Annotated in this window: 18 protein-coding genes; 11 read left to right on the top strand and 7 right to left on the bottom strand. The window is 66.7% G+C overall.

Annotation, left to right across the window (positions count from 1 at the left end):
• Positions 1-28 precede the first annotated feature (28 nt).
• Together ACGLHS_RS09680 and mgtA are read left to right on the top strand one after the other, a co-directional pair.
• A complete protein-coding gene (locus tag ACGLHS_RS09680) occupies positions 29-451 on the top strand; it encodes a hypothetical protein (protein WP_093237958.1) in 423 nt (140 codons plus the stop codon).
• Positions 448-3,210, top strand: a complete 2,763-nt coding sequence (mgtA, locus tag ACGLHS_RS09675; protein WP_093237960.1) for a magnesium-translocating P-type ATPase — start codon at positions 448-450, stop codon at positions 3,208-3,210. Before ACGLHS_RS09680 ends, mgtA begins: the two co-directional genes overlap by 4 nt.
• Positions 3,211-3,231: 21 nt before the next feature.
• Here mgtA and ACGLHS_RS09670 read toward each other — a convergent pair whose 3' ends face one another.
• Positions 3,232-3,915, bottom strand: a complete 684-nt coding sequence (locus ACGLHS_RS09670; RefSeq protein ID WP_394479101.1) for a response regulator — start codon at positions 3,913-3,915, stop codon at positions 3,232-3,234.
• Positions 3,912-5,531: an ATP-binding protein gene (locus ACGLHS_RS09665; protein WP_394479099.1), complete on the bottom strand. Its 1,620-nt coding sequence runs from the start codon at positions 5,529-5,531 to the stop codon at positions 3,912-3,914. The genes ACGLHS_RS09670 and ACGLHS_RS09665 overlap by 4 nt, the downstream gene beginning before the upstream one ends.
• Before the next feature lie 152 nt (positions 5,532-5,683).
• On the opposite strand from ACGLHS_RS09665, the gene ACGLHS_RS09660 reads away from it, so the two are divergent.
• Complete coding sequence (locus ACGLHS_RS09660; RefSeq protein WP_256327204.1) at positions 5,684-5,845, top strand: hypothetical protein; 162 nt, start codon at positions 5,684-5,686, stop codon at positions 5,843-5,845.
• Between the two features lie 68 nt (positions 5,846-5,913).
• Positions 5,914-6,273: a hypothetical protein gene (locus ACGLHS_RS09655; protein ID WP_394479096.1), complete on the top strand. Its 360-nt coding sequence runs from the start codon at positions 5,914-5,916 to the stop codon at positions 6,271-6,273.
• Here ACGLHS_RS09655 and ACGLHS_RS09650 read toward each other — a convergent pair.
• The 3 genes from ACGLHS_RS09650 to ACGLHS_RS09640 all read right to left on the bottom strand — a co-directional run bounded on the left by ACGLHS_RS09650 (position 6,234) and on the right by ACGLHS_RS09640 (position 10,067).
• Positions 6,234-6,911, bottom strand: coding sequence for a response regulator (locus ACGLHS_RS09650; protein WP_394479094.1), 678 nt, complete (start codon positions 6,909-6,911; stop codon positions 6,234-6,236). The two genes, ACGLHS_RS09655 and ACGLHS_RS09650, sit on opposite strands and share 40 nt — an antisense overlap.
• 25 nt (positions 6,912-6,936) lie before the next feature.
• A complete protein-coding gene (gene bamA, locus ACGLHS_RS09645; RefSeq protein WP_394479092.1) occupies positions 6,937-9,339 on the bottom strand; it encodes an outer membrane protein assembly factor BamA in 2,403 nt (800 codons plus the stop codon).
• Positions 9,340-9,413: 74 nt separating this feature from the next.
• The gene (locus tag ACGLHS_RS09640; RefSeq protein ID WP_394479090.1) at positions 9,414-10,067 is read right to left on the bottom strand and encodes a nuclease-related domain-containing protein; all 654 of its coding nucleotides are present in this window, start codon (positions 10,065-10,067) and stop codon (positions 9,414-9,416) included.
• A 257-nt stretch (positions 10,068-10,324) separates the two neighbouring features.
• Here ACGLHS_RS09640 and ACGLHS_RS09635 point away from each other — a divergent pair, with 257 nt between their 5' ends.
• The 4 genes from ACGLHS_RS09635 to ACGLHS_RS09620 all read left to right on the top strand — a co-directional run bounded on the left by ACGLHS_RS09635 (position 10,325) and on the right by ACGLHS_RS09620 (position 14,198).
• Positions 10,325-11,485 (top strand): porin, encoded by a 1,161-nt coding sequence (locus ACGLHS_RS09635; RefSeq protein WP_394479088.1) that lies wholly within the window; start codon positions 10,325-10,327, stop codon positions 11,483-11,485.
• A 93-nt stretch (positions 11,486-11,578) separates the two neighbouring features.
• Positions 11,579-11,896 carry a hypothetical protein gene (locus tag ACGLHS_RS09630; protein ID WP_394479086.1) on the top strand — a complete coding sequence of 106 codons (318 nt, stop codon included), beginning with the start codon at positions 11,579-11,581 and terminating at the stop codon, positions 11,894-11,896.
• A gap of 203 nt (positions 11,897-12,099) precedes the next feature.
• Positions 12,100-12,834, top strand: coding sequence for a response regulator transcription factor (locus tag ACGLHS_RS09625; protein ID WP_394479084.1), 735 nt, complete (start codon positions 12,100-12,102; stop codon positions 12,832-12,834).
• On the top strand, positions 12,831-14,198 hold the full coding sequence (locus ACGLHS_RS09620; protein ID WP_394479082.1) for a sensor histidine kinase: 1,368 nt from the start codon (positions 12,831-12,833) through the stop codon (positions 14,196-14,198). The genes ACGLHS_RS09625 and ACGLHS_RS09620 overlap by 4 nt, the downstream gene beginning before the upstream one ends.
• Positions 14,199-14,436: 238 nt before the next feature.
• Here the strand turns inward: ACGLHS_RS09620 and ACGLHS_RS09615 are convergent, their stop codons facing one another.
• A complete protein-coding gene (locus ACGLHS_RS09615) occupies positions 14,437-15,168 on the bottom strand; it encodes a hypothetical protein (RefSeq protein ID WP_394479080.1) in 732 nt (243 codons plus the stop codon).
• Between the two features lie 308 nt (positions 15,169-15,476).
• On the opposite strand from ACGLHS_RS09615, the gene ACGLHS_RS09610 reads away from it, so the two are divergent.
• Together ACGLHS_RS09610 and ACGLHS_RS09605 are read left to right on the top strand one after the other, a co-directional pair.
• The gene (locus ACGLHS_RS09610; RefSeq protein WP_093237969.1) at positions 15,477-15,965 is read left to right on the top strand and encodes a tripartite tricarboxylate transporter TctB family protein; all 489 of its coding nucleotides are present in this window, start codon (positions 15,477-15,479) and stop codon (positions 15,963-15,965) included.
• Between the two features lie 33 nt (positions 15,966-15,998).
• Positions 15,999-17,510, top strand: a complete 1,512-nt coding sequence (locus ACGLHS_RS09605; protein ID WP_093237971.1) for a tripartite tricarboxylate transporter permease — start codon at positions 15,999-16,001, stop codon at positions 17,508-17,510.
• A gap of 15 nt (positions 17,511-17,525) precedes the next feature.
• Here ACGLHS_RS09605 and ACGLHS_RS09600 read toward each other — a convergent pair whose 3' ends face one another.
• Positions 17,526-18,446, bottom strand: coding sequence for a LysR family transcriptional regulator (locus tag ACGLHS_RS09600; protein ID WP_394479076.1), 921 nt, complete (start codon positions 18,444-18,446; stop codon positions 17,526-17,528).
• Positions 18,447-18,591: 145 nt separating this feature from the next.
• On the opposite strand from ACGLHS_RS09600, the gene ACGLHS_RS09595 reads away from it, so the two are divergent.
• Entirely contained in the window at positions 18,592-19,461 is an 870-nt protein-coding gene (locus ACGLHS_RS09595) for a pirin family protein (RefSeq protein ID WP_394479074.1), read from the top strand.
• The last annotated feature ends 59 nt before the right edge of the window (positions 19,462-19,520 follow it).

The following is a 19,520-nucleotide window of genomic DNA, read 5'->3' as shown; positions in this document are numbered from 1 at the left end:
CCGAAGACCAAGAGAAAGGAATTTCGCCATGGCCGAATTCGATTCCGGACGCGGAGCCCGCTGGCTCCATCACCGCCTGACGCTGATCGTCCATGCCGACGCGCTGGACGCCGCGCGCGAGGCGCTGCGCTGCAGCTTCTTCGACGCGCGCCTGTACTGGCGCCGCGCGCAGGAGCAGCCGCTGGGCATGCCGCCCGTGAAGTGGGCGCTCAGCGGCGAGTTCCAGGGGCAACTCGGCGGTGCGACCCGGCTGGTGCAGTGCCTGGCCCTGCATCTGCAGGCGCTGCCCGTGGTGCTGCTGCGCCTGGAAACCCTGGGCGGCGCGGCAACGCACAATCCGCCTGCCACATTCTGGGGGGATGATGCGGCAGTCGATGCAGGCAGCAATCCCCGGCCCGCGAGTTCCTTGCCCGACAGGCCCAACCATTCCTTTGCTGGAGCGCTCGGATGAATTTTCTTCAGACCTGGTTCGTCGCCTTCCTCAACAGCCGCCGGACCTCGCGGCTTTTCGGCCGGGGAGAGATGCTGGAAACCGTGGCCGGCGGCCGCGGCGCCTCGCAGCCGATCTCCGACCGCCTGGCGCGCGACCTGTTCCGTGCGGCGGACGACGACGTGCCCTCGCTGCTGGTGCGGCTCGACTCCCACGAAGACGGCCTGAGCGACGCCGAGGCCCAGCGCCGGCTGGAAACCGTCGGCACCAACGAGGTGGCGCACGAAAAGCCGCTGCCCTGGTGGATGCACCTGTGGCACTGCTACAAGAACCCGTTCAACCTGCTGCTGACGCTGCTCGCCGTCGTGTCCTACGTCACCGAAGACACCAAGGCCACCGTCGTCATCGGCACCATGGTGCTGCTGTCGACGCTGATCCGCTTCGTGCAGGAAGGCCGCTCCAACCGCGCGGCCGAAAACCTCAAGGCACTGGTCAGCAACACGGCCACCGTGATCCGGCGCGACCTGCGCACCGAGGCGGCCGAAGTCGCCGAGCGCTACTTCGAGGCCCGGCCGCTCGCGCGCCATGCGCCCAGCCGCGTCGAGCTGCCCATCAAGGACCTGGTGCCCGGCGACCACATCGTGCTGTCGGCCGGCGACATGATCCCGGCCGACTGCCGCATCCTCGCTGCCAAGGACCTGTTCGTCAGCCAGTCGGCCATGACCGGCGAATCGCTGCCGGTGGAAAAGTTCGTCGAGCGGCAAAGCGGCGCGCACAGCCCGCTGGAGCAGGCCAACATCGTGTTCATGGGCACCAACGTGGTGTCGGGCTCGGCCATTGCGCTGGTGATCGCCACCGGCAACCGGACCTACTTCGGCACGCTGGCCACACGCGTCACCGCCACCGACCGCACGCCCACCGCGTTCCAGGCCGGCGTCAACAGCGTGAGCTGGCTGCTGATCCGCTTCGCGCTGGTGATGGTGCCCATCGTGCTGCTGGTCAACGGCTTCACCAAGGGCGACTGGACCGAGGCCTTTCTTTTCGCGCTGTCGGTGGCCGTGGGCCTCACGCCCGAGATGCTGCCGATGATCGTGACCTCGACGCTGGCCAAGGGCGCCGTGCTGCTGTCGCGCAAGAAGGTGATCGTCAAGCGGCTGGACGCGATCCAGAACTTCGGCGCCATGGACGTGCTGTGCACCGACAAGACCGGCACGCTCACGCAAGACAAGATCTTCCTGGAGCGCCACACCGATGTGTTCGGCAACGAGTCCACCGAGGTGCTCAAGTTCGCCTACCTCAACAGCTACTACCAGACGGGCCTGAAGAACCTGCTCGATCGCGCGGTGCTGGAGCACGTGGAGCTGCAGTCCGAACTCAAGCTGGGGCAGGACTACGGCAAGGTCGACGAGATTCCCTTCGACTTCCAGCGCCGGCGCATGTCGGTGGTGGTGTCGGAGCGCGAAGACCACCACGAGCTGATCTGCAAGGGCGCGGTCGAGGAAATGCTCAGCGTGTGCACGCGCGTGCACGACAACGGCCGCGACGTGCCGCTGGACGAAGCGATGCTGGAGCGCGTGCGCCAGATCACCCGCGAGCTGAACCACGAGGGCCTGCGCGTGGTGGCCGTGGCCATGAAGGAAACGCCGTCGCGCGCGGCCGCGTACTCGGTGGCCGACGAGGCCGACCTCACGCTGGTCGGCTACGTGGCCTTTCTCGATCCGCCGAAGGAATCGACCGCGCCCGCGCTCAAGGCCCTGGCCGAGCACGGCGTGACGGTGAAGGTGCTGACCGGCGACAACGAACTGGTGACCGGCAAGGTCTGCCAGCAGGTCGGCCTGAAGGTCGAAGGCATCCTGCTGGGCCAGCACATCGACCGCATGAGCGACAAGGCGCTGGCGCACGCGGTGGAGGTCAACAACGTCTTCGCCAAGCTGTCGCCGCTGAACAAGGAGCGGCTGGTGCGCGCCATGCGTGACAACGGCCACGTGGTCGGCTTCATGGGCGACGGCATCAACGACGCGCCGGCGCTGCGCGCGGCCGACATCGGCATCTCGGTCGACAGCGCGGTCGACATCGCCAAGGAGGCGGCCGACATCATCCTGCTCGAAAAGAGCCTGATGGTGCTGGAAGCCGGCGTGATCGAAGGGCGCAAGACCTTCAGCAACATGCTGAAGTACATCCGCATGACGGCCAGCTCCAACTTCGGCAACGTGTTCTCGGTGCTGGTGGCCAGCGCGTTCCTGCCCTTTTTGCCGATGCTGCCGCTGCAGCTGCTGGTGCAGAACCTGCTGTACGACATCTCGCAGATCGCCATTCCCTTCGACAACGTCGACGAGGAACTGGTGAAGAAGCCGCTGACCTGGAACCCCGGCGACATCGGCCGCTTCATGGTCTTCTTCGGGCCGATCAGCTCGGTGTTCGACATCACGACCTTCGTGCTCATGTGGCATGTGTTCGGCGCGAACAGCGAAGGGCAGCAGGCGCTGTTCCAGTCGGGCTGGTTCGTGGTGGGGCTGCTGACGCAGACGCTGATCGTGCACATGATCCGCACGCCCAAGCTGCCCTTCATCGGAAGCCGCGCGGCGTGGCCGCTCACGGCCATGACGCTGCTCATCATGGCGGCCGGCATCTTCCTGCCGATGGGGCCGCTGGCCGGCTACTTCAAGCTGCAGGCGCTGCCGCTGGGCTACTTCCCGTGGCTGGTGGCCATCCTGCTGGGCTATGCGGTGCTGACGACGCTCATGAAGCGCTACTACATCCGGCGCTTCGGCTGGCAGTAAAAGCAGCGGCGCGGGAGGGGTTCAGGCAGGCGCCTCCCACGCGAAGCCCACGCCATACACCGACCGTATCCAGTCGTGCCCAGGCGTCACCGCGCCGAGCTTGCGGCGCAGGTTCTTCACGTGGCTGTCGATGGCGCGCTCGGTCACGTCCACCGTGTCGTCGTAGGCCAGCTCGAGCAGGCGGGCCCGCGAGAAGATGCGGCCCGGGTGCCGCGACAGCACCTGCAGCAGCCCGAACTCGCGCCGCGTGAGGTTCAGCGGCGTGCCCTCGAGCGAGGCGCGCCAGTGCACGTCGTCGAGCACCAGCCCCGGCGCATCGCCCGATGCACCTGCCGCCGGGCCCGGCGCGGTGCGCCGCAACACCGCACGCACGCGCGCCACCAGCTCGCGCGGCGAGAAGGGCTTGCACACGTAGTCGTCGGCGCCCAGCTCGAGGCCGAGCAGGCGGTCGACCTCCTCGATGCGCGCGGTGAGCATGATGATCGGGTGCGCCGTGTGTTCGCGCGCGCGGCGCAGCACCTCGATGCCGTCCAGGCGCGGCAGCATGATGTCGAGCAGCGTCAGGTCGGGCGGCGACGCCACGATGCTGTCGAGCGCGCTTCGTCCGTCGGCGAAGTGCTCCGTTTCGTAGCCCGCATGGCGCAGGTAGTCCTGCACCACCGAGGCGATGTCGATCTCGTCTTCGACGATGACGATGCGTGTCATGACGATGCCGCCAGTGGAAGTGTGAGTGTCAGGCGCAGCCCGCCGAGCGGCGAGGCCGATGCGTCGATGGTGCCGCCGTGCGCCTCGATGGTCGCGCGGCAGATCGAGAGGCCGAGCCCGGAGCCGCCGAACTCGCGGCTGCGCGAGGTCTCGCCCCTGAACAGGCGGTCGAACAGCCGTGGCAGTTCATGCTCGGGCAGTCCCGGCGCGCTGTCGTCGAACACCAGCGTGAGGCGGTTGCCGCTCCATGCGCCTTCGACCGTGACGCCGATGCGCAGCTCGCCGCCCGGGTCGGTGTAGGCCAGCGTGTTCTCGAGCAGGTTCATGAACACCTGGTGCAGCCGGTGCGCATCGCCTTCGACCACCGGCTGCGCCGACGCCGCGATCAAGTCGATGGCGTGCCGGTCCACCGCGATCTCGCGCTTGGCGAAGCGGTCGCGCGTGTGGTCCAGCGCCTCTTTCAACAGCGACAGCGGAAACACCGTGGTGGTCAGCAGGTCGCTTTGCGGTTCGCGCATGCTGCTGCGCAGGTCGTCCACCAGCTGGCCCAGCCGGATCACCTGCCGGTGCAGCCGCAGCGCGGTGCGCTCGTCGAAGCTGCGCACGCCGTCCTGCAGCGCCTCGATCTCGGCGCGCATGGCGGCCAGCGGTGTGCGCAGCTCGTGCGCCGCATCGGCCAGCCACGCGCGGCGCGAGGCCTCGACGGTGTCCAGGCGCTGCGCCATGTCGTTGAAGGTCTTGCCGAGCAGTGCGAGTTCGTCGGAGCCGTGCACCGCGACGCGCGTGGAAAGCCGCCCGCGTGCCACCTCTTGCGCGGCCTGCGTGAGTTCGTCGATGGGCTTGAACCAGCGGCGTGCCAGCAGCCATGAAAGCACCAGCGCGAAGGCCAGGCCGCACAGCCCGGTCAGCACGATCACGCCCGACTGCCGCGCGAGGAAGGCACGGTCGGCCTCGCTTTCGAGGCCCTGCATGGGCGTGAGCGCGAGATAGCCGATGACCGAGCGGCCGCGGCGGATCGGCAGGCGCGCCGCGTTCTCCAGGTCGACGCTCGCACCGACCACGCGCACGCCCTGCGCGTCGAGCACGGCCAGCCGTTGGAAGATCGAATCGGCCATCTCGCGCGGATCGGGAAAGAACCACGGCGGCGGCATCGCCGGCAGCCGGCGGGGCAGCAGGTCGAGTTGCGGCGACGAAGGGGGTGACGACGACGGCGATGAAGGCGGCGGAATCGGCGGCCCGCTGTCGGATGTGCCCGGCGGCTGGCCTTGCTGTTCCTGCGCCTGGGCTTCGCGCAGCGCGCGGTACCTGTACCAGGGCGGCAGCCGCCGCTCGTCGGCGCCACCGGGCCCGTCGGTCGCGGCCGCCAGCCGGCCCATCTGCAGGCGGTGCCAGGTGTCGTCGTTGTCGCGCAGGCTCTTCCAGTCGCCGTTGGCAACGTAGTGCTTGAGCACCAGCTGCGCGAGCCAGTCCATGCGGCGGATCTCGATCTCGGCCACGTAGGAGCCCAGCCCACGCTGCAGCGCAAGGATCGAGAGGCCGGCGAAGCTGAGCAGCAGCACGATCAGCAAGGCGGCCAGCGCCAGGAAGATCTTGCGGGAAAGGGTCAGACGCGGCATGGGCTCGGGGCAGGCATGGCCGCATTCTGCGACATGCGTTTCGGGCGGGCGGTCGTCATAGGCAAGCGGCCGATCTTCGGGTCGAAATGAGGAGGAATCTGGGAGAAGTGTTCTCCCATATTTCTCCCGATTCAAGACGCAGGATGCAGCCCATGAACCCGGACATGGACCTGCCGCTGTGGTTGCTGCTGTCGCTCGCGCTGCGCTTCTGGCTGGTGGCCCATGCGTGGGTGTTGCTGGTGCGCTGGGCCGAGGCCCGCGCCACGCGGCCGGCCGTGCCCGGCCCCGCGCCGGTCGGGAAGAAAACCTCATGACACACAACGAACCATCGCGGCCGCCCGGCACGGCGGCGGCAGCGGGCTGAAGCATCGTGCGGATCACGATGCAGTTTCAAGACGGCCTCGGCGGCGGCATCGCCGCGCTGATGCAGCGCCTGGCGGGCTACCTGGCCTTCGGCGGCCTGGCGATCAGCGCCTTCATTGCCGGGCGCGATGAATGCCCCGAGCGCGTGCATACGCAGGCACGGCGGTCGAACCTGTCGACGCTGGCGCCGATCATGGGCAACGGCCCGGGTGCGCGAGGGGCGCCGGCGGACAGCGGGCGCACGGCGGCCGGCGACCTGTTCAGCCCGGCGGTGCCCGCCACCCCCGATGCGCCGGTTGCAGGGTCGACGGCCTGCCGGTACCAGACCGGCCCGGCGGCTCAGGCTGGCCGTTCGGCAAAGCTGAAGCCCACGCCGTAGATCGAGCGAATCCAGTCGTGCGAGGGCACGACGCAGGCCATCTTCTTGCGCAGGTTCTTGATGTGCCCGTCGACCGCGCGCTCGTTCACGTCGAGCGCTTCAGGGAATGCGGCCTCGAGCAGGTTCGAGCGCGTGAACACGCGGCCGGGGTCGCGCGACAGCGCGCGCAGCAACAGCAGCTCGCGGCGCGTGAGGTCCAGCGCATGGCCTTCCAGGCTGGCACGCGGATCGGTGAAGCTCACCGCGGCCGAAGGCTTTGCCGCATACGGGCGCTGCGCGCGGCGGCGCAGCACGGTGTTGACGCGGGCCACCACCTCGCGGGGCGAGAAGGGCTTGCACACGTAGTCGTCGGCGCCCATGTCGAAGCCGCGCAGCCGGTCGGCCTCGCGCGTGCGTGCCGTCAGCATGATGATCGGATGGTCGCTGTGCGAGCGCACCTTCTCCAGCACGCGCAGGCCGTCGATGCGCGGCAGTGCCACGTCGAGCAGCGTGAGCGCGGGCGGCGCGCTGAGGATGCGGTCGAGCGCCGCCGCGCCGTCCTCGATCTGCTCGAACTCGTGGCCCGCGTCGCGCAGCGGAGGCAGCAGCAACCGGGCGCTGCTGTCGTGCCCGTTCTCGACCAGAAGGATGCGGCTCATGCGGTGGTGTCTCCTTCGGCGCCGGTCAGAAAGAGGTTCCGATCTGGAACTGGAAGCGCTGGATGCGGTCGGCCGCGATGCCGTTGGCCGTGTCGGCCTTCTGGTACATCAGCGGCACCGCATAGGCCAGCCGCAGCGGGCCCAGCGGCGAGATCCAGCTGATGCCGATGCCCGTCGATGCGCGCAGGCGGTTCTGCGCCTTCCATTGCGCATCGGTCATGCCCGTGGTGCGGTCGGCAAACACGTTGCCCGCATCGAGGAAGGTGTACAGCCGCAGCGAACGGTCGTTGCCCGCGCCCGGAAAGGGCGTGCTGAACTCCATGTTGAAGATCGCCTTGCGCGTGCCGCCGAGCGCGCCGGCGGTGACGGAGTCGGTCGGCCCGAGCGAGTTCTGCTCGAAGCCACGGATCGAGCCGAGCCCGCCGGCATAGAAATTCTTGAAGATCGGGAACGTGGTGCCGCCCAGTCCCTTGGCATAGCCGAGCTGGCCATTGACGGCCAGCGTGTACTGCTTGGACAGCGGAAAGTACTGCTGGTACTGGTAGGTGGTCTTCAGGTAGCGCAGCTCGCTGCCCACGCCCAGTTCGAGGTTGGCGCTTTGCAGGCGGCCGCGCGTGGGCACCAGCGCGCTGTCGCGGTCGTCGCGCGACCAGCCGACGGTTGCGGGAATGGCCAGCTTGGTGTCGCTCGCGCACACCACGCTCGGCGCGGTGCCCGTGCACTGGAAGTAGTTGAGGTAGGCCTGCGGCGTCGCGGTGTAGACGTAGGAGCCATTGACCAGCGTGTAGGTGCCGTTGCTGCCCGGCGTGAAGGCATAGCGCTCGACGCCGATGCCCAGATAGACCGTGTCCAGCTCGCCCACCGGCAACCCGAAGCGCACCGAGCCGCCGTCGCTTGCGAGCTTGTAGTTGCCGTCGGCTTCGTAGTAGGGGCGGGTGGTGGTGTGAAAGAGGTTCAGCGTGCGCGAGATGCCGTCCTTCGTGAAGTACGGGTCGGTGGCGGTGAGCGAGACCGTGCGGTTGTACGAGCTGGTGTTGACCTGCACGCCAAGGTAGTTGCCGCTGCCGAACACGTTCTCCTGCGTGATGCCGAAGGTCAGCGAGATCTTGTCGGTCGACGAATAGCCCGCGCCCAGTTGCAGCGAGCCCGTGGGTTTTTCGGTCACGTTGATCGACAGGTCGACCTGGTCGGGCGAGCCGGCGACCTCGGTGGTCTCGACGTTCACGTCGGTGAAGAAGCCCAGTCGGTCGACGCGGTCGCGCGAGAGCTTGATCTTGTTGCCGTCGTACCAGGCGCCTTCGTACTGGCGGAACTCGCGGCGGATGACTTCGTCGCGCGTCTTCGAGTTGCCGCCGATGTTGAGCCGCCGCACGTAGACGCGCCGCGAGGGCTCTGCCTTCAGCACCATCACGACGCGGTTGTTGGCGCGGTCGATCTCGGGCTCGGCCTGCACGCGCGCGAACGCATAGCCGAAGGTGCCGAAGTAGTCGGTGAAGGCCTTGGTGGTGGCGGTGACGTCTTCGCCGTTGTAGGGCGCACCGGGGCGGATGGTGACGAGCGACTTGAACTCGTCCTCGCGGCCCAGGTAGTTGCCCGCGAGCCTGACGCCGGCCATCGCGAACTTCTGGCCTTCGGTGATGTTGATGGTGAGCGTGATCGCCTGCCGGTCCGGCGAGATGGCGACCTGCGTGGAGTCGATGCGGAACTCGAGATAACCGCGCGTGAGGTAGTACGAGCGCAGCGTCTCCAGGTCGGCGTTGAGCTTGCTGCGCGCGTACTGGTTCGATTTGGTGTACCAGGCAAGCCAGGTGCCGCTGTCCTGGTCGAACAGGTCGAGCAGCGTGCTTTCGCTGAAGTCCTTGTTGCCGACCACGTGCACTTCCTTGATGCGTGCCGCTTCGCCTTCGGTCACGGTGAACGTGAGGTTGACGTGGTTGCGCTCGACCGGCGTGACGGTGGTGATGACCTGGGCGTTGTAGAGGCTGCGGCCGATGTACTGCTGCTTGAGTTCCTGCTCGGCGCGATCGGCCAGGGCCTTGTCGTAGGGCTGGCCTTCGGCCAGGCCGACCTCGCGCAGGGCCTTCTGGAGCGCGGCCTTGTCGAACTCCTTGGTGCCGACGAAGTCGACGTCGGCGATGGAGGGGCGCTCTTCCACGATCACGACGACCACGTTGCCGTTGACGTCGATGCGCACGTCCTTGAAGAGGCCCAGCCCGAAGAGCGCGCGAATGGCAGCGCTGCCGCGCTCGTCGCTGTAGGTGTCGCCGGCCTTGATGCCGAGGGTCGCGAAGACGGTGCCGGGCTCGACGCGCTGCAGGCCTTCGAGCCGGATGTCCTTGACGGTGAACGGATCGGTGGCCCAGGCAGGAAGCGCAGCGAGAGAGGCGAGCAGCGCGGCGAGGGTCGCAAGGGACTTGGGAAGATTCATCGCCGCATGGTCCCTGCCAATGTCGGAGAAATTTGGGACCTTGCCCATGCCCGCCTCTCGCGGGGTGTTTCTGTTTATTGCAATCCGATGGCGGTTGCGCTGTTCCATCCGGTGGCGGCGAGCAGGCTTCTTTCGCGGCAGTTCTGCATGTGATGCGCGACCGACAGGTTGCCCTGGATGTCGAGCAGGCGCTGCACCGTGCGGTCGATGGCATCGGCATCGAGCAAGGGGTAGGTGCGCGCGGTGCGGCCGTTGTTGCGCACCAGCCGTGCGATGTAGGGCAGGTCTTGCTGGGTGATGACGGCCGCGGGCATCACGCCTTCGAGTTCGACGCCTTCGCAGGGCAGCAGCACGAAGTACTGCAGGCGAAGGTCTTCGGGCAGCAGGCTGCGCAGTTGCGTGGTCTTGCGGCCGCCTTGCCAGGCAGGGTCTTTCACTTCGCGTGCGCTGCTGCAGCCGTTGAGGCGAAGAAACCAGCGCGGCGGGGCCTGGTCGGATTTCTTGCGGTAGACGAAGGCGTTGCGCCAGGCCTTGATCTCGAACAGGTAGATGCCGGTTTCGCAGACGAGCACGGCGTCGATCCTGGCGGTTCGTACCGCGCAACCTTCGGGCATGGGAATGACGAGGTTGCGAAGAATGCGCAGATGAGAGAAGGCGGGGCTGAATGCGCTGGCGAGCTGCTGCACACCCAGGGACGCGGCGATGGTGCTTTGCAATGCAATGGTCATGTTGGGCTCCTTCGAGGGGCCGAGCATTGCTTGGCTTTTGGGAGACTTTTGGGATGTGGGGTGTCTTTGCATTTTTGTTCGAGGTGTTTGTTTGGGCGCTTGTCGTGGCGTTGATGCTGCTGCCCGAAACCTGCGGTAACCAAAGCGGGTCGGCGCAAAAACAACAGTACGGCCTGCCCACCAGATTCCTCCAAATTTGAACGAGACCATCCGTTCCAGCTGCTCGATGAAGAGCTGCTCAAACCGGAGAAACCTGAATGAAGAAATCCCTCACGGCACTCGCCGCGCTGGCCGTTACCGGCCTGGCCTCTGCCCAATCGTCCGTTACCTTGTTCGGTGTCGTCGATGCGGGTGTGAGCTATCAATCCGCCACTTCGCGCGACCCCCTCACGGGCGCCACCAGCAAGCAGAGCCAATGGAGCCTGGCCAACTCGGGCTACAACTCCAGCCGCATCGGCTTCCGTGGCACCGAAGACCTGGGCGGCGGGCTGGCCGCGAGCTTCTGGCTCGAAGCGCCGATCAGCAACGACGACGGTGCCAACGGCATCTCGAGTTTCAATCGCCGCTCGACGGTCAGCCTCTCCGGTGGCTTCGGTGAAGTGCGGCTGGGTCGCGACTACACCTCGACCTTCTGGAACGACACCGTCTTCGACCCCTTCGGCACCAACGGGTCGGGCACCAACGTCATCAGCACGGTGGGCGCCAGCAGCGGCATCGGCAACACCAACTACGCGCGTGCCAGCAACATGGTCGGCTACTTCCTGCCGGCCAATCTCGGTGGCTTCTACGGGCAGGTGCAGTACAGCTTCAACGAGAACGTGCGCACCAGCGGCACCGACCTCACGGCGGCCACCAGCAGCAATGCCGGCCGCTACATCGGCGGGCGCTTCGGCTACGCGAACGGGCCGCTCGACGTGGCATTGGCCGTGGGTCAGAACGTGGCGGTCGACACCACATCGCTCACGCAGAAGGTGCAGACCATCAACCTCGGTGCGTCGTATGACTTCGGGCCCGTCAAGCTGTTCGGCGAAATCTCGAACGTGCAGAACAAGTTCGACATCGCCGCGGTGGGCAACAGCCACGACAGCTACAAGGGCTACCTGCTGGGCGCCAGCGTGCCGGTGGGCGCGGGCCTGATCCGCGCGTCGTACTCCACGGTGCGCTACCACGAAGGCGCCCTCGGCATCACCGGCGAGAGCCCGCGCGTCAACAAGTTCGCGCTGGGGTATGTGCACAACCTTTCGAAGCGCACGGCGCTCTATGCCACCGTCGCGCGCGTGAACAACCGCAACGACGCGGCCTACACCGGCGACCTGACCGCTGCCAGCACCACGGGCTATGGCAGCACCGGCGTGGGCTACACGGGCCTGCCGCGTTCGTCGACGGGCTACGACTTCGGCATCCGCCACGCCTTCTGACCGACGGGGCGCATTGCGCGGCCGGTGCGGTCGGCGGGGCACCTGCTCCGCCGGCTGCGCGTGGCCGTGCAAGGCGTGAGGAGATTTCAAAAAATGATCGACAGAATCCGACACCTTGCGGCCGTGCTCGCCGCCACCAGCCTGACGGGCTGCATCGTGCTGCCGCCGCCCATGCCTTATGGGCCACCGCCCGGTTTTCGCGGGGAAGGGCCACCAGGGCCCTTCTTCGGTGCAGGCCGGCCGCCACCGCCACCGATGCCCGCATGGGACATGTGCGACGGGCAAGCCGAGGGCGCGCGCCCCGCGCTGCCGGGTCCGCGCGCGGATGCACTCACCGGCACCTGCGAGCGCGGGCCTTCGGGTGCGCTGGAGTTCCGCCCCTCCGGGCCGGCGAACATGGACAAACGGTAATGAAGCAGCGGCGCTTTCTCTGGTTGAATCGCGGCTAGGATGGCCTCCGGCGGCGGCCTGCGAGCGAAGGGCCGGCCGACCGACTCCATCGCCATGAGCACCAGAACGCAGCCACTCCCCGATCTTTCTCTTTCCACGAACCGCCTTGCCGCGCCGCACGAAGGCGCCGCGTCGGTCGCGCCGAGGTGATCGGGCCGACCGCCATGTGGCGCTGCCTCATCGTGGAGGACGACGCCGACAACGCCCGCTACATTGCCGACGGTTTCCGTTCGCTCGGCCACGTGGCCGTCATAAGCCGTGACGGTGCCGACGCGCTGGCGCGCGCGACGGGCGAGTCGTGGGACCTGGTGATCCTCGACCGCATGCTGCCCAACGAGGTCGATGGTCTGTCGATCCTGTCGACGATGCGCGCCCTCGGAAAGAAAACGCCGGTGCTGGTGCTCAGCGCATTGAGCGCGCTCGACGAACGCGTGCGCGGGCTCAAGGCCGGTGGCGACGACTACCTGGCCAAGCCCTTCGCCTTTTCCGAGCTGGCGGCGCGGGCCGAAGCGCTGGTGCGGCGCTCGCGCACGGGGCCCGAGATCCGCATGCTGCAGCTGGCCGACCTCACGCTCGACCTGGCGCGGCGACATGTGGAGCGGGCCGGCCGGCCCATTGCGTTGCAGCCGCGCGAGTTCCGCCTGCTGGCCTATCTGATGATGCATCCGGGGCAGGTGGTCACGCGCACCATGCTGCTCGAAGCCGTGTGGGACTACCAGTTCGACCCGCAGACCAACGTGATCGACGTGCAGGTGAGCCGCCTGCGCCGCAAGCTCGATGCCGGTGGCGCGCCGACGCTGATCCACACCCTGCGCGGCGTGGGCTACCGGCTGGCGCTGGGTCATGGCGATGGCGATGGCAATGGCGATGCGCCCGACACCCGGGAAGCGCCGCCATGATCAAGACCTTGCGCCAGCTGTGGCGCTCGGTCGGGTTCCGGCTCGCGTTCTATTACGGCCTGCTCGTGGCGATCACGATGCTCGCCGCGCTGGCCATCGTCTACATGCAGACCGTCGGCGTGCTGCAGCAGCGCATGGTGCGGCAGGTGTCGGCCAGCGTGCAGCAGCTGATGGTGCGCTACGACGCGCGCGGCCTGGACGGCGTGGCGGGCGAGATCGGCTTTGCGCTGTCAGATGGGCGCAACTCCGACAACGAGATCTACCTGCTCACCGACCGCGAAGGCCGCAAGCTCGCGGGCAACCTCGACCAGACGCCGTCGCTGGCGCCCGATGCGGGCGACGGCGTGCACCGGCGCGTGGTGCGCTCGGGCCAGAGCGCCATCGGCTACCTCGTGATGCGGCACCTGCCCGATGGCGCCCTGCTGGTGGTGGGACACGACCTGCGCGACCAGGAGTCCATCGAATCGCTGGTGGCGAGCGCAAGCGCGGCGGCGGGCATCGTGGCGGTGCTGCTGCTGATCGGCGGCACCTTCGTCTTCAGGCAAGAGCTCGAACGCAGCGTGGGCGCGGTGCGGCGCACGGCCGCGCGCATCGCGGCGGGCGAGCTGCAGGAGCGGGTGGCGCCGTCGGGCCAGGAAGACGAGTTCGCGCTGCTCGAGAACGACATCAACGCGATGCTGGACCGCATCCAGTCGCTGATGGACGGCGTGCGCCATGTGTCTAACACCATCGCGCACAACCTGCGCACGCCGCTCACGCGCGTGCTGGTGCGGCTGCGCGCGGTCGAGCAGGAGCTGGGTGCCAACGACGTGCAGCGCCAGGCCGTGGCCACCGCGATCCGCGAACTCGACGAACTGGCGGTGGTGTTCGAGAAGCTGCTGCAGATCGCCGAGGTCGAGGCCGGTGCGCGGCGCCAGCAGTTCGCGCCGGTGGCACTGCATGTGATTGCCGACGACGTGGCCGAGCTGTACGAGGCAGTGGCCGAGGTGCAGGGCATCACGCTGCTGCGCGAGCCGGTCGACATCGCGGTGGCGCTGGGCGACCGCGACCTGCTCGCGGGCGCGGCGGCCAACCTGCTCGACAACGCGCTCAAGTACGCGGGCACCGGTGCCACGGTGCGCATCGGCACGCACACGGTGGACGGCCGCGCGCAGCTCTTCGTGCAGGACAACGGGCCGGGCATTCCGGCGGCCGAGTTCGAGCGTATCGGCGTGCGCTTCCACAGGTTGGACCGCAGCACGCCGGGGCACGGGCTGGGGCTGGCCAGCGTGCAGGCCGTGGTGGCGTTGCACGGTGGGCGGCTGCAGCTGCACGACGCGGCGCCGGGCCTGCGCGTATGCATCGACCTGCCGGCGGGCGACTGACGGCGGAATGTTTCCTTGCAACCCAAGTTGACTGACAACTTAGGCGAGAACTTCGTTTGAGCAGCGCTTCCTGATTCCGTGTGACTTTTCTTCGGGCTCAAAACAAATGGTTTTTTGAAATTTGGCGAGGGGGGCGGTCTGGCAGAAAAGGAGTGCTTTCCAACAAACTCCGGCGCCAACACTCTGAATCTCACCGTTCGAGCAGGAGCTTTGGTTTCGATACTTTGACTTCGATTGGTCAATGCGCGTGCTGCGTCACAAAGCGGCTGATACCAGACGCCATCGCCTCTACCTGCTGGCGGTTGAATGCTTCGAAGTCGCCGTGAGCTGCAAGGTTACGAAGTGCGGCCCACGATCGCAGTTCCTTGGCACCAAGCTCATTGAAGACCTTGCGCTTCTTTAGCGCCTCGATCATTCCGTTCATGCCGATCGGCGCCCCCTTGTCTGTAGTCGTGGGCTCCTCTGGTATTTGCGCGGCGCAAATTGATCGGAGGGTTCGCTCCAAAGCTGCACCGCATACAACCGCCGCGGCAATATGGTTTGGCTCTGTTTTTGAGCCGGCCAGAAGTTCAGATGCCTGAGTGAGATAGTCGGAAAGAATCTCCGCTTCAATCTGCAGGGCCAGTTCGTCGAAAGAACCTGAATTCAGCTCAGTTCTAACTGACCTCAGGAAACCGATCAGAAATTGGACTTTTGATGGGCTGTTTGCCAAAGAAGTTAATTCAGACACCGTCTTGCGAAGCAAGCTCTGTTCGGGAACGATTTGATCTAGGACTGCGATACACGATGTCCGCCATTCCACGAATGAGGGCCAGTTTGCGGTTTGGTACTGTTGAGAAGTTCCCCGACCCGAAATGCTGTTGTAGCTAGTTTGTCGCGACTGTTGCTCCATCGGGATGGTTTTTCCTGCTTCGATGAGTTCATCGAGGCGGGTTGAGTGTTTGGCCTTCAGTCGATCAACGAGTCCCATGCTTTTTTCCCCCAAGATAGTGTCTTAGCTGCTGTATTCGGTAGTCATTTACTGCGGCCGGCTGGTAGGCGCGAGCAACATGACTCGAAACATTATGTGGCGCCACTCCGAAATCGATTCCTCGGGCAAGTGCCGTGCAGTATTCAATTGCCAATCTATGGTCGCTGGACGCATCGATGAACTGGCTGAGAAGTCCTTCTGCGCTTCCCACATTGCCAAACGGCAATGTTCTGTTCATACACACCGGGCACCTGAATTCCTAGGATCGGCTGCGCACGTCTTGTGCCGAGTTCCAGGAGACATCAACGGTGAGAATCAAGAGTCAGAGAGATTTCTGCTCGGGCGTCCTTTTCAGCGCCTTCGGCGTGGCCTTCGCATGGGGTGCCACGACTTACAACGTCGGCAGCGGCGCCCGCATGGGCCCCGGTTACTTCCCGCTGATCGTGGGCATCCTCATTGCGCTCATGGGCGTGATGATCACGCTCAAGGCATTGACGGTGGAGACCGAAGACGGCGAGCCCATCGGCCGCATCGCGTGGAAGCCGCTGGTGTTCATCATCGGCGCGAACCTGATGTTCGGCGTGCTGCTCGGCGGCCTGCCCAGCATCGGCCTGCCGTCGATGGGGCTGATCGTCGCGATCTATGCGCTGACCTTCATCGCGAGCCTGGCGGGCGACAACTTCGGCTGGAAGGGCGTGACCGTGCTCGCGAGCATCCTGGCGCTGGGCAGCTACCTGGCCTTCGTGGTCGCGCTCAAGCTGCAGTTCCAGGTGTGGCCCACCTTCATCGCCGGCTGATCCGCGCAGAACAACAAGAACACGACAAGAAAAATGGACCTGATTACCAATCTCTCGATCGGCTTCGGCGTGGCCTTCACCGCGCAGAACCTTGTCTATGCCTTCGTGGGCTGTCTGCTTGGCACGCTGATCGGCGTGCTGCCGGGCATCGGTCCGGTCGCGACCATCGCGATGCTGCTGCCCGCGACGTACGCACTGCCGCCGGTGGCCGCGCTCATCATGCTGGCCGGCATCTACTACGGCGCGCAATACGGCGGCTCCACCACCGCGATTCTGGTCAACCTGCCGGGCGAGTCGTCGTCGGTGGTGACCGTGATCGACGGCTACCAGATGGCGCGCAAGGGAAGGGCCGGGCCGGCGCTCGCCGCAGCGGGCCTGGGCTCGTTCTTCGCGGGTTGCGTGGGCACGCTGATCCTGGCCGCGTTCGCGCCGCCGCTGACCGAGCTGGCCTTCAAGTTCGGCCCGGCCGAATATTTCTCGCTGATGATCCTGGGCCTGATCGGCGCGGTGGTGCTGGCCTCGGGCTCGCTGCTGAAGGCCATCACGATGATTCTTCTGGGTCTTGCGCTGGGCCTCGTGGGCACCGACGTGAACTCGGGCGTGGCGCGCTACAGCTTCGACATTCCTGAGCTCACCGACGGCATCGGCTTCATCGCCATCGCGATGGGTGTGTTCGGCTACGGCGAAATCATTGCCAACCTCGCGGTGCCGGAGCACGAGCGCGAAGTGTTCACCGCCAAGGTGAAGGGCCTGTGGCCCACCAAGCAGGACTTCAAGGACATGACGCCGGCCGTGCTGCGCGGCACGGCGCTGGGTTCGGCGCTGGGCATCCTGCCGGGCGGTGGCGCGCTGCTGTCGGCCTTCGCGGCCTACACGATCGAGAAGAAGATCAAGCTCAAGCAAGGCGAAGTGCCTTTCGGCAAGGGCAACATCCGCGGCGTGGCGGGCCCCGAGTCGGCCAACAACGCCGGTGCGCAGACCTCCTTCATTCCGCTGTTGACGCTGGGCATTCCGCCCAACGCGGTGATGGCGCTGATGGTGGGTGCCATGACCATCCACAACATCCAGCCGGGCCCGCAGGTGATGACCAGCAACCCCGAACTGTTCTGGGGCCTGATCGCCTCGATGTGGATCGGCAACCTGATGCTGATCGTGCTGAACCTGCCGATGATCGGCATCTGGATCAAGCTGCTGACCATTCCCTACAAGTGGCTGTTTCCGTCGATCGTGCTGTTCTGCGCGGTGGGTGTCTATTCGGAGAACAACAACACCTTCGACGTGTGGATGGTCGCGATCTTCGGCATCGTGGGCTATGCCTTCCTGAAGCTCAAGTGCGAGCCTGCGCCGCTGCTGCTGGGCTTCATCCTCGGGCCGATGATGGAAGAGAACCTGCGGCGCGCACTGCTGCTGTCGCGTGGCGACTGGAGCGTGTTCGTCACGCGGCCGCTGTCGGCGGGCCTGCTGGCGGCTGCTGCGCTGCTGCTGATCGTCGTGCTGCTGCCTTCGGTGAAGGCCAAGCGGGAAGAGGCGTTCGTCGAAGAGTGAGCGGGTTGATCTGATTCAGGGCGCGGGGGCTTGATCGGCCTCCAGCGCCTCGAACTCACCCGCAAGAAAGTCCACCAGCTTGCGCACCGAGGGCAGCAGCCCGCGGCGCGACGGAAACACCGCGTGGACGATGCCGGCGCGCGGCGCCCATCGCGGCAGCACGTCGACGAGGCGGCCGGCCTTCAGGTCTTCATGGACCATCATGGTCGGCAGCTTGGCGACACCCACGCCCTGCAGGGCAGCAAAGCGCAAGGCGACCATGTCGTCGGTCACCAGCCGGGGCTGGTGGCGCACCTCGGCGGTGGCGCCGTCGGGGCCTTCGAGGCTCCAGGTGTGCTGTGGCTGCGAAGGGCCCAGGTCGAGGCTGGGCAAGGTGCCCAGGTCCGCCGGGCCGGCGGGTGCCGCCAGGCCTTCGAGCAGGCGGGGGTGGGCCACCAGACGCTGGGCGCTCTGGCCCAGCACCTTCATCACGAGGTCGGTGTCTTCGAGCGGCGGAAAGCGCACGCGCAACGCAAGGTCGAAGCCTTCGCGGATCACGTCGACGCGGCGGTTGGTGCTGTCCATGTGCACCTGCACGCGCGGGCACTCGGTCATGAACTTCGCGATCATCTCGCCGACTTGGTAGTACACCAGCGCCGACGGGCAGGCCAGCCGCACCAGCCCTTGCGGGTCGGCGTGGATGCGGTCGATGGCCTCCTGCGCCGCATCGGCCTCGACCAGCATCGCGACGCAGTGCTCGTAGTACTGCCGCCCGATGTCGGTGACGATGAAGCGGCGCGTGGAGCGCTGGATCAGCCGCACGCCCAGCCGTTCTTCGAGCAGCGCGATGCGCCGGCTCAGGCTGGACTTGGGCACGCCCAGCGCCCGGCCGGCCGGGGCGAAGCCGCCGTGGTCGACGACCTGGGCGTAGAAGTAGAGATCGTTCAGGTCGCGCATGATTTGCCGGTGCCTCCGTTGCCCTTGATCGTTCGCCAGATGGAACGATGAGGGCGAATTTTGGCATCTACTCAAAGCATCGTTGCGGCCGCATCCTCTGTACATGGCCTTCCCGCATCGGGAGGGCCCACAGAAGGAGCACCCCATGAAGAAGATCCTCGGCACCTACAGCGCACCGCGCCCGCATTGGGTGGGCGACGGGTTTCCCGTGCGCTCGCTGTTCAGCTACGACACGCTGGGCCGCCATACCAGCCCGTTTTTGCTGCTCGACTACGCCGGCCCGGCGAAGTTCGAGCCGACCGTGCAGCCGCGCGGCGTGGGCCAGCACCCGCACCGTGGCTTCGAGACCGTGACCATCGTCTACAAGGGCGAGGTGTCGCACCGCGACTCGACCGGGCAGGGCGGCACCATCGGCCCCGGCGACGTGCAATGGATGACCGCGGGCGCGGGCATCCTGCATGAAGAGTTCCATTCCGACGCCTTCACCCGCGACGGTGGCGAGCTGGAGATGGTGCAGCTCTGGGTCAACCTGCCCGCCAAGGACAAGATGGCCGCACCGGGTTACCAGGGCATCACCGATGCGCAGATTCCATCGGTGGAACTGGGCGACGGCGCAGGCCGCGTGCGCGTGATCGCAGGCGACTACCTCGGCCACAAGGGGCCGGCCCACACCTTCACGCCCATCGACGTGTGGGACGTGCGCCTGAACCAGGGCGCAAGCGTGACGCTGCCCGTGCCCGAAGGCCGCGTGGCCGCCATCGTCGTGCTGCGCGGCACGGTGATGGTGAACGGCGACGAAGTGGCGCGCGATGCGCAGATGGTGCTGCTCGACCGCGCCGGCGATGCGCTGACGCTGGAGGCGAACAACGACGCCGTGGTGCTGCTGCTGAGCGGCGAGCCGATCGACGAGCCCATCGTCGGGCACGGGCCGTTCGTGATGAACACGCGCGACGAGATCGTGCAGGCCATGAAGGACTTCGGCAGCGGCCGCTTCGGGCAGATGCAGGCGCACTGAGCGCGCCGGGTGCTCTGAACGCTCTGGTGGGCCGGCACGGGGTGGTGGCGGCATCGTGG

It is taken from the genome of Variovorax sp. VaC1, from assembly GCF_043658315.1.
In the GTDB taxonomy this organism is placed as follows: Bacteria; Pseudomonadota; Gammaproteobacteria; order Burkholderiales; family Burkholderiaceae_C; genus Variovorax.
The sequence above is the reverse complement of the archived record's forward strand: the minus strand, read 5'-3'. Positions and strand labels throughout refer to the sequence as shown.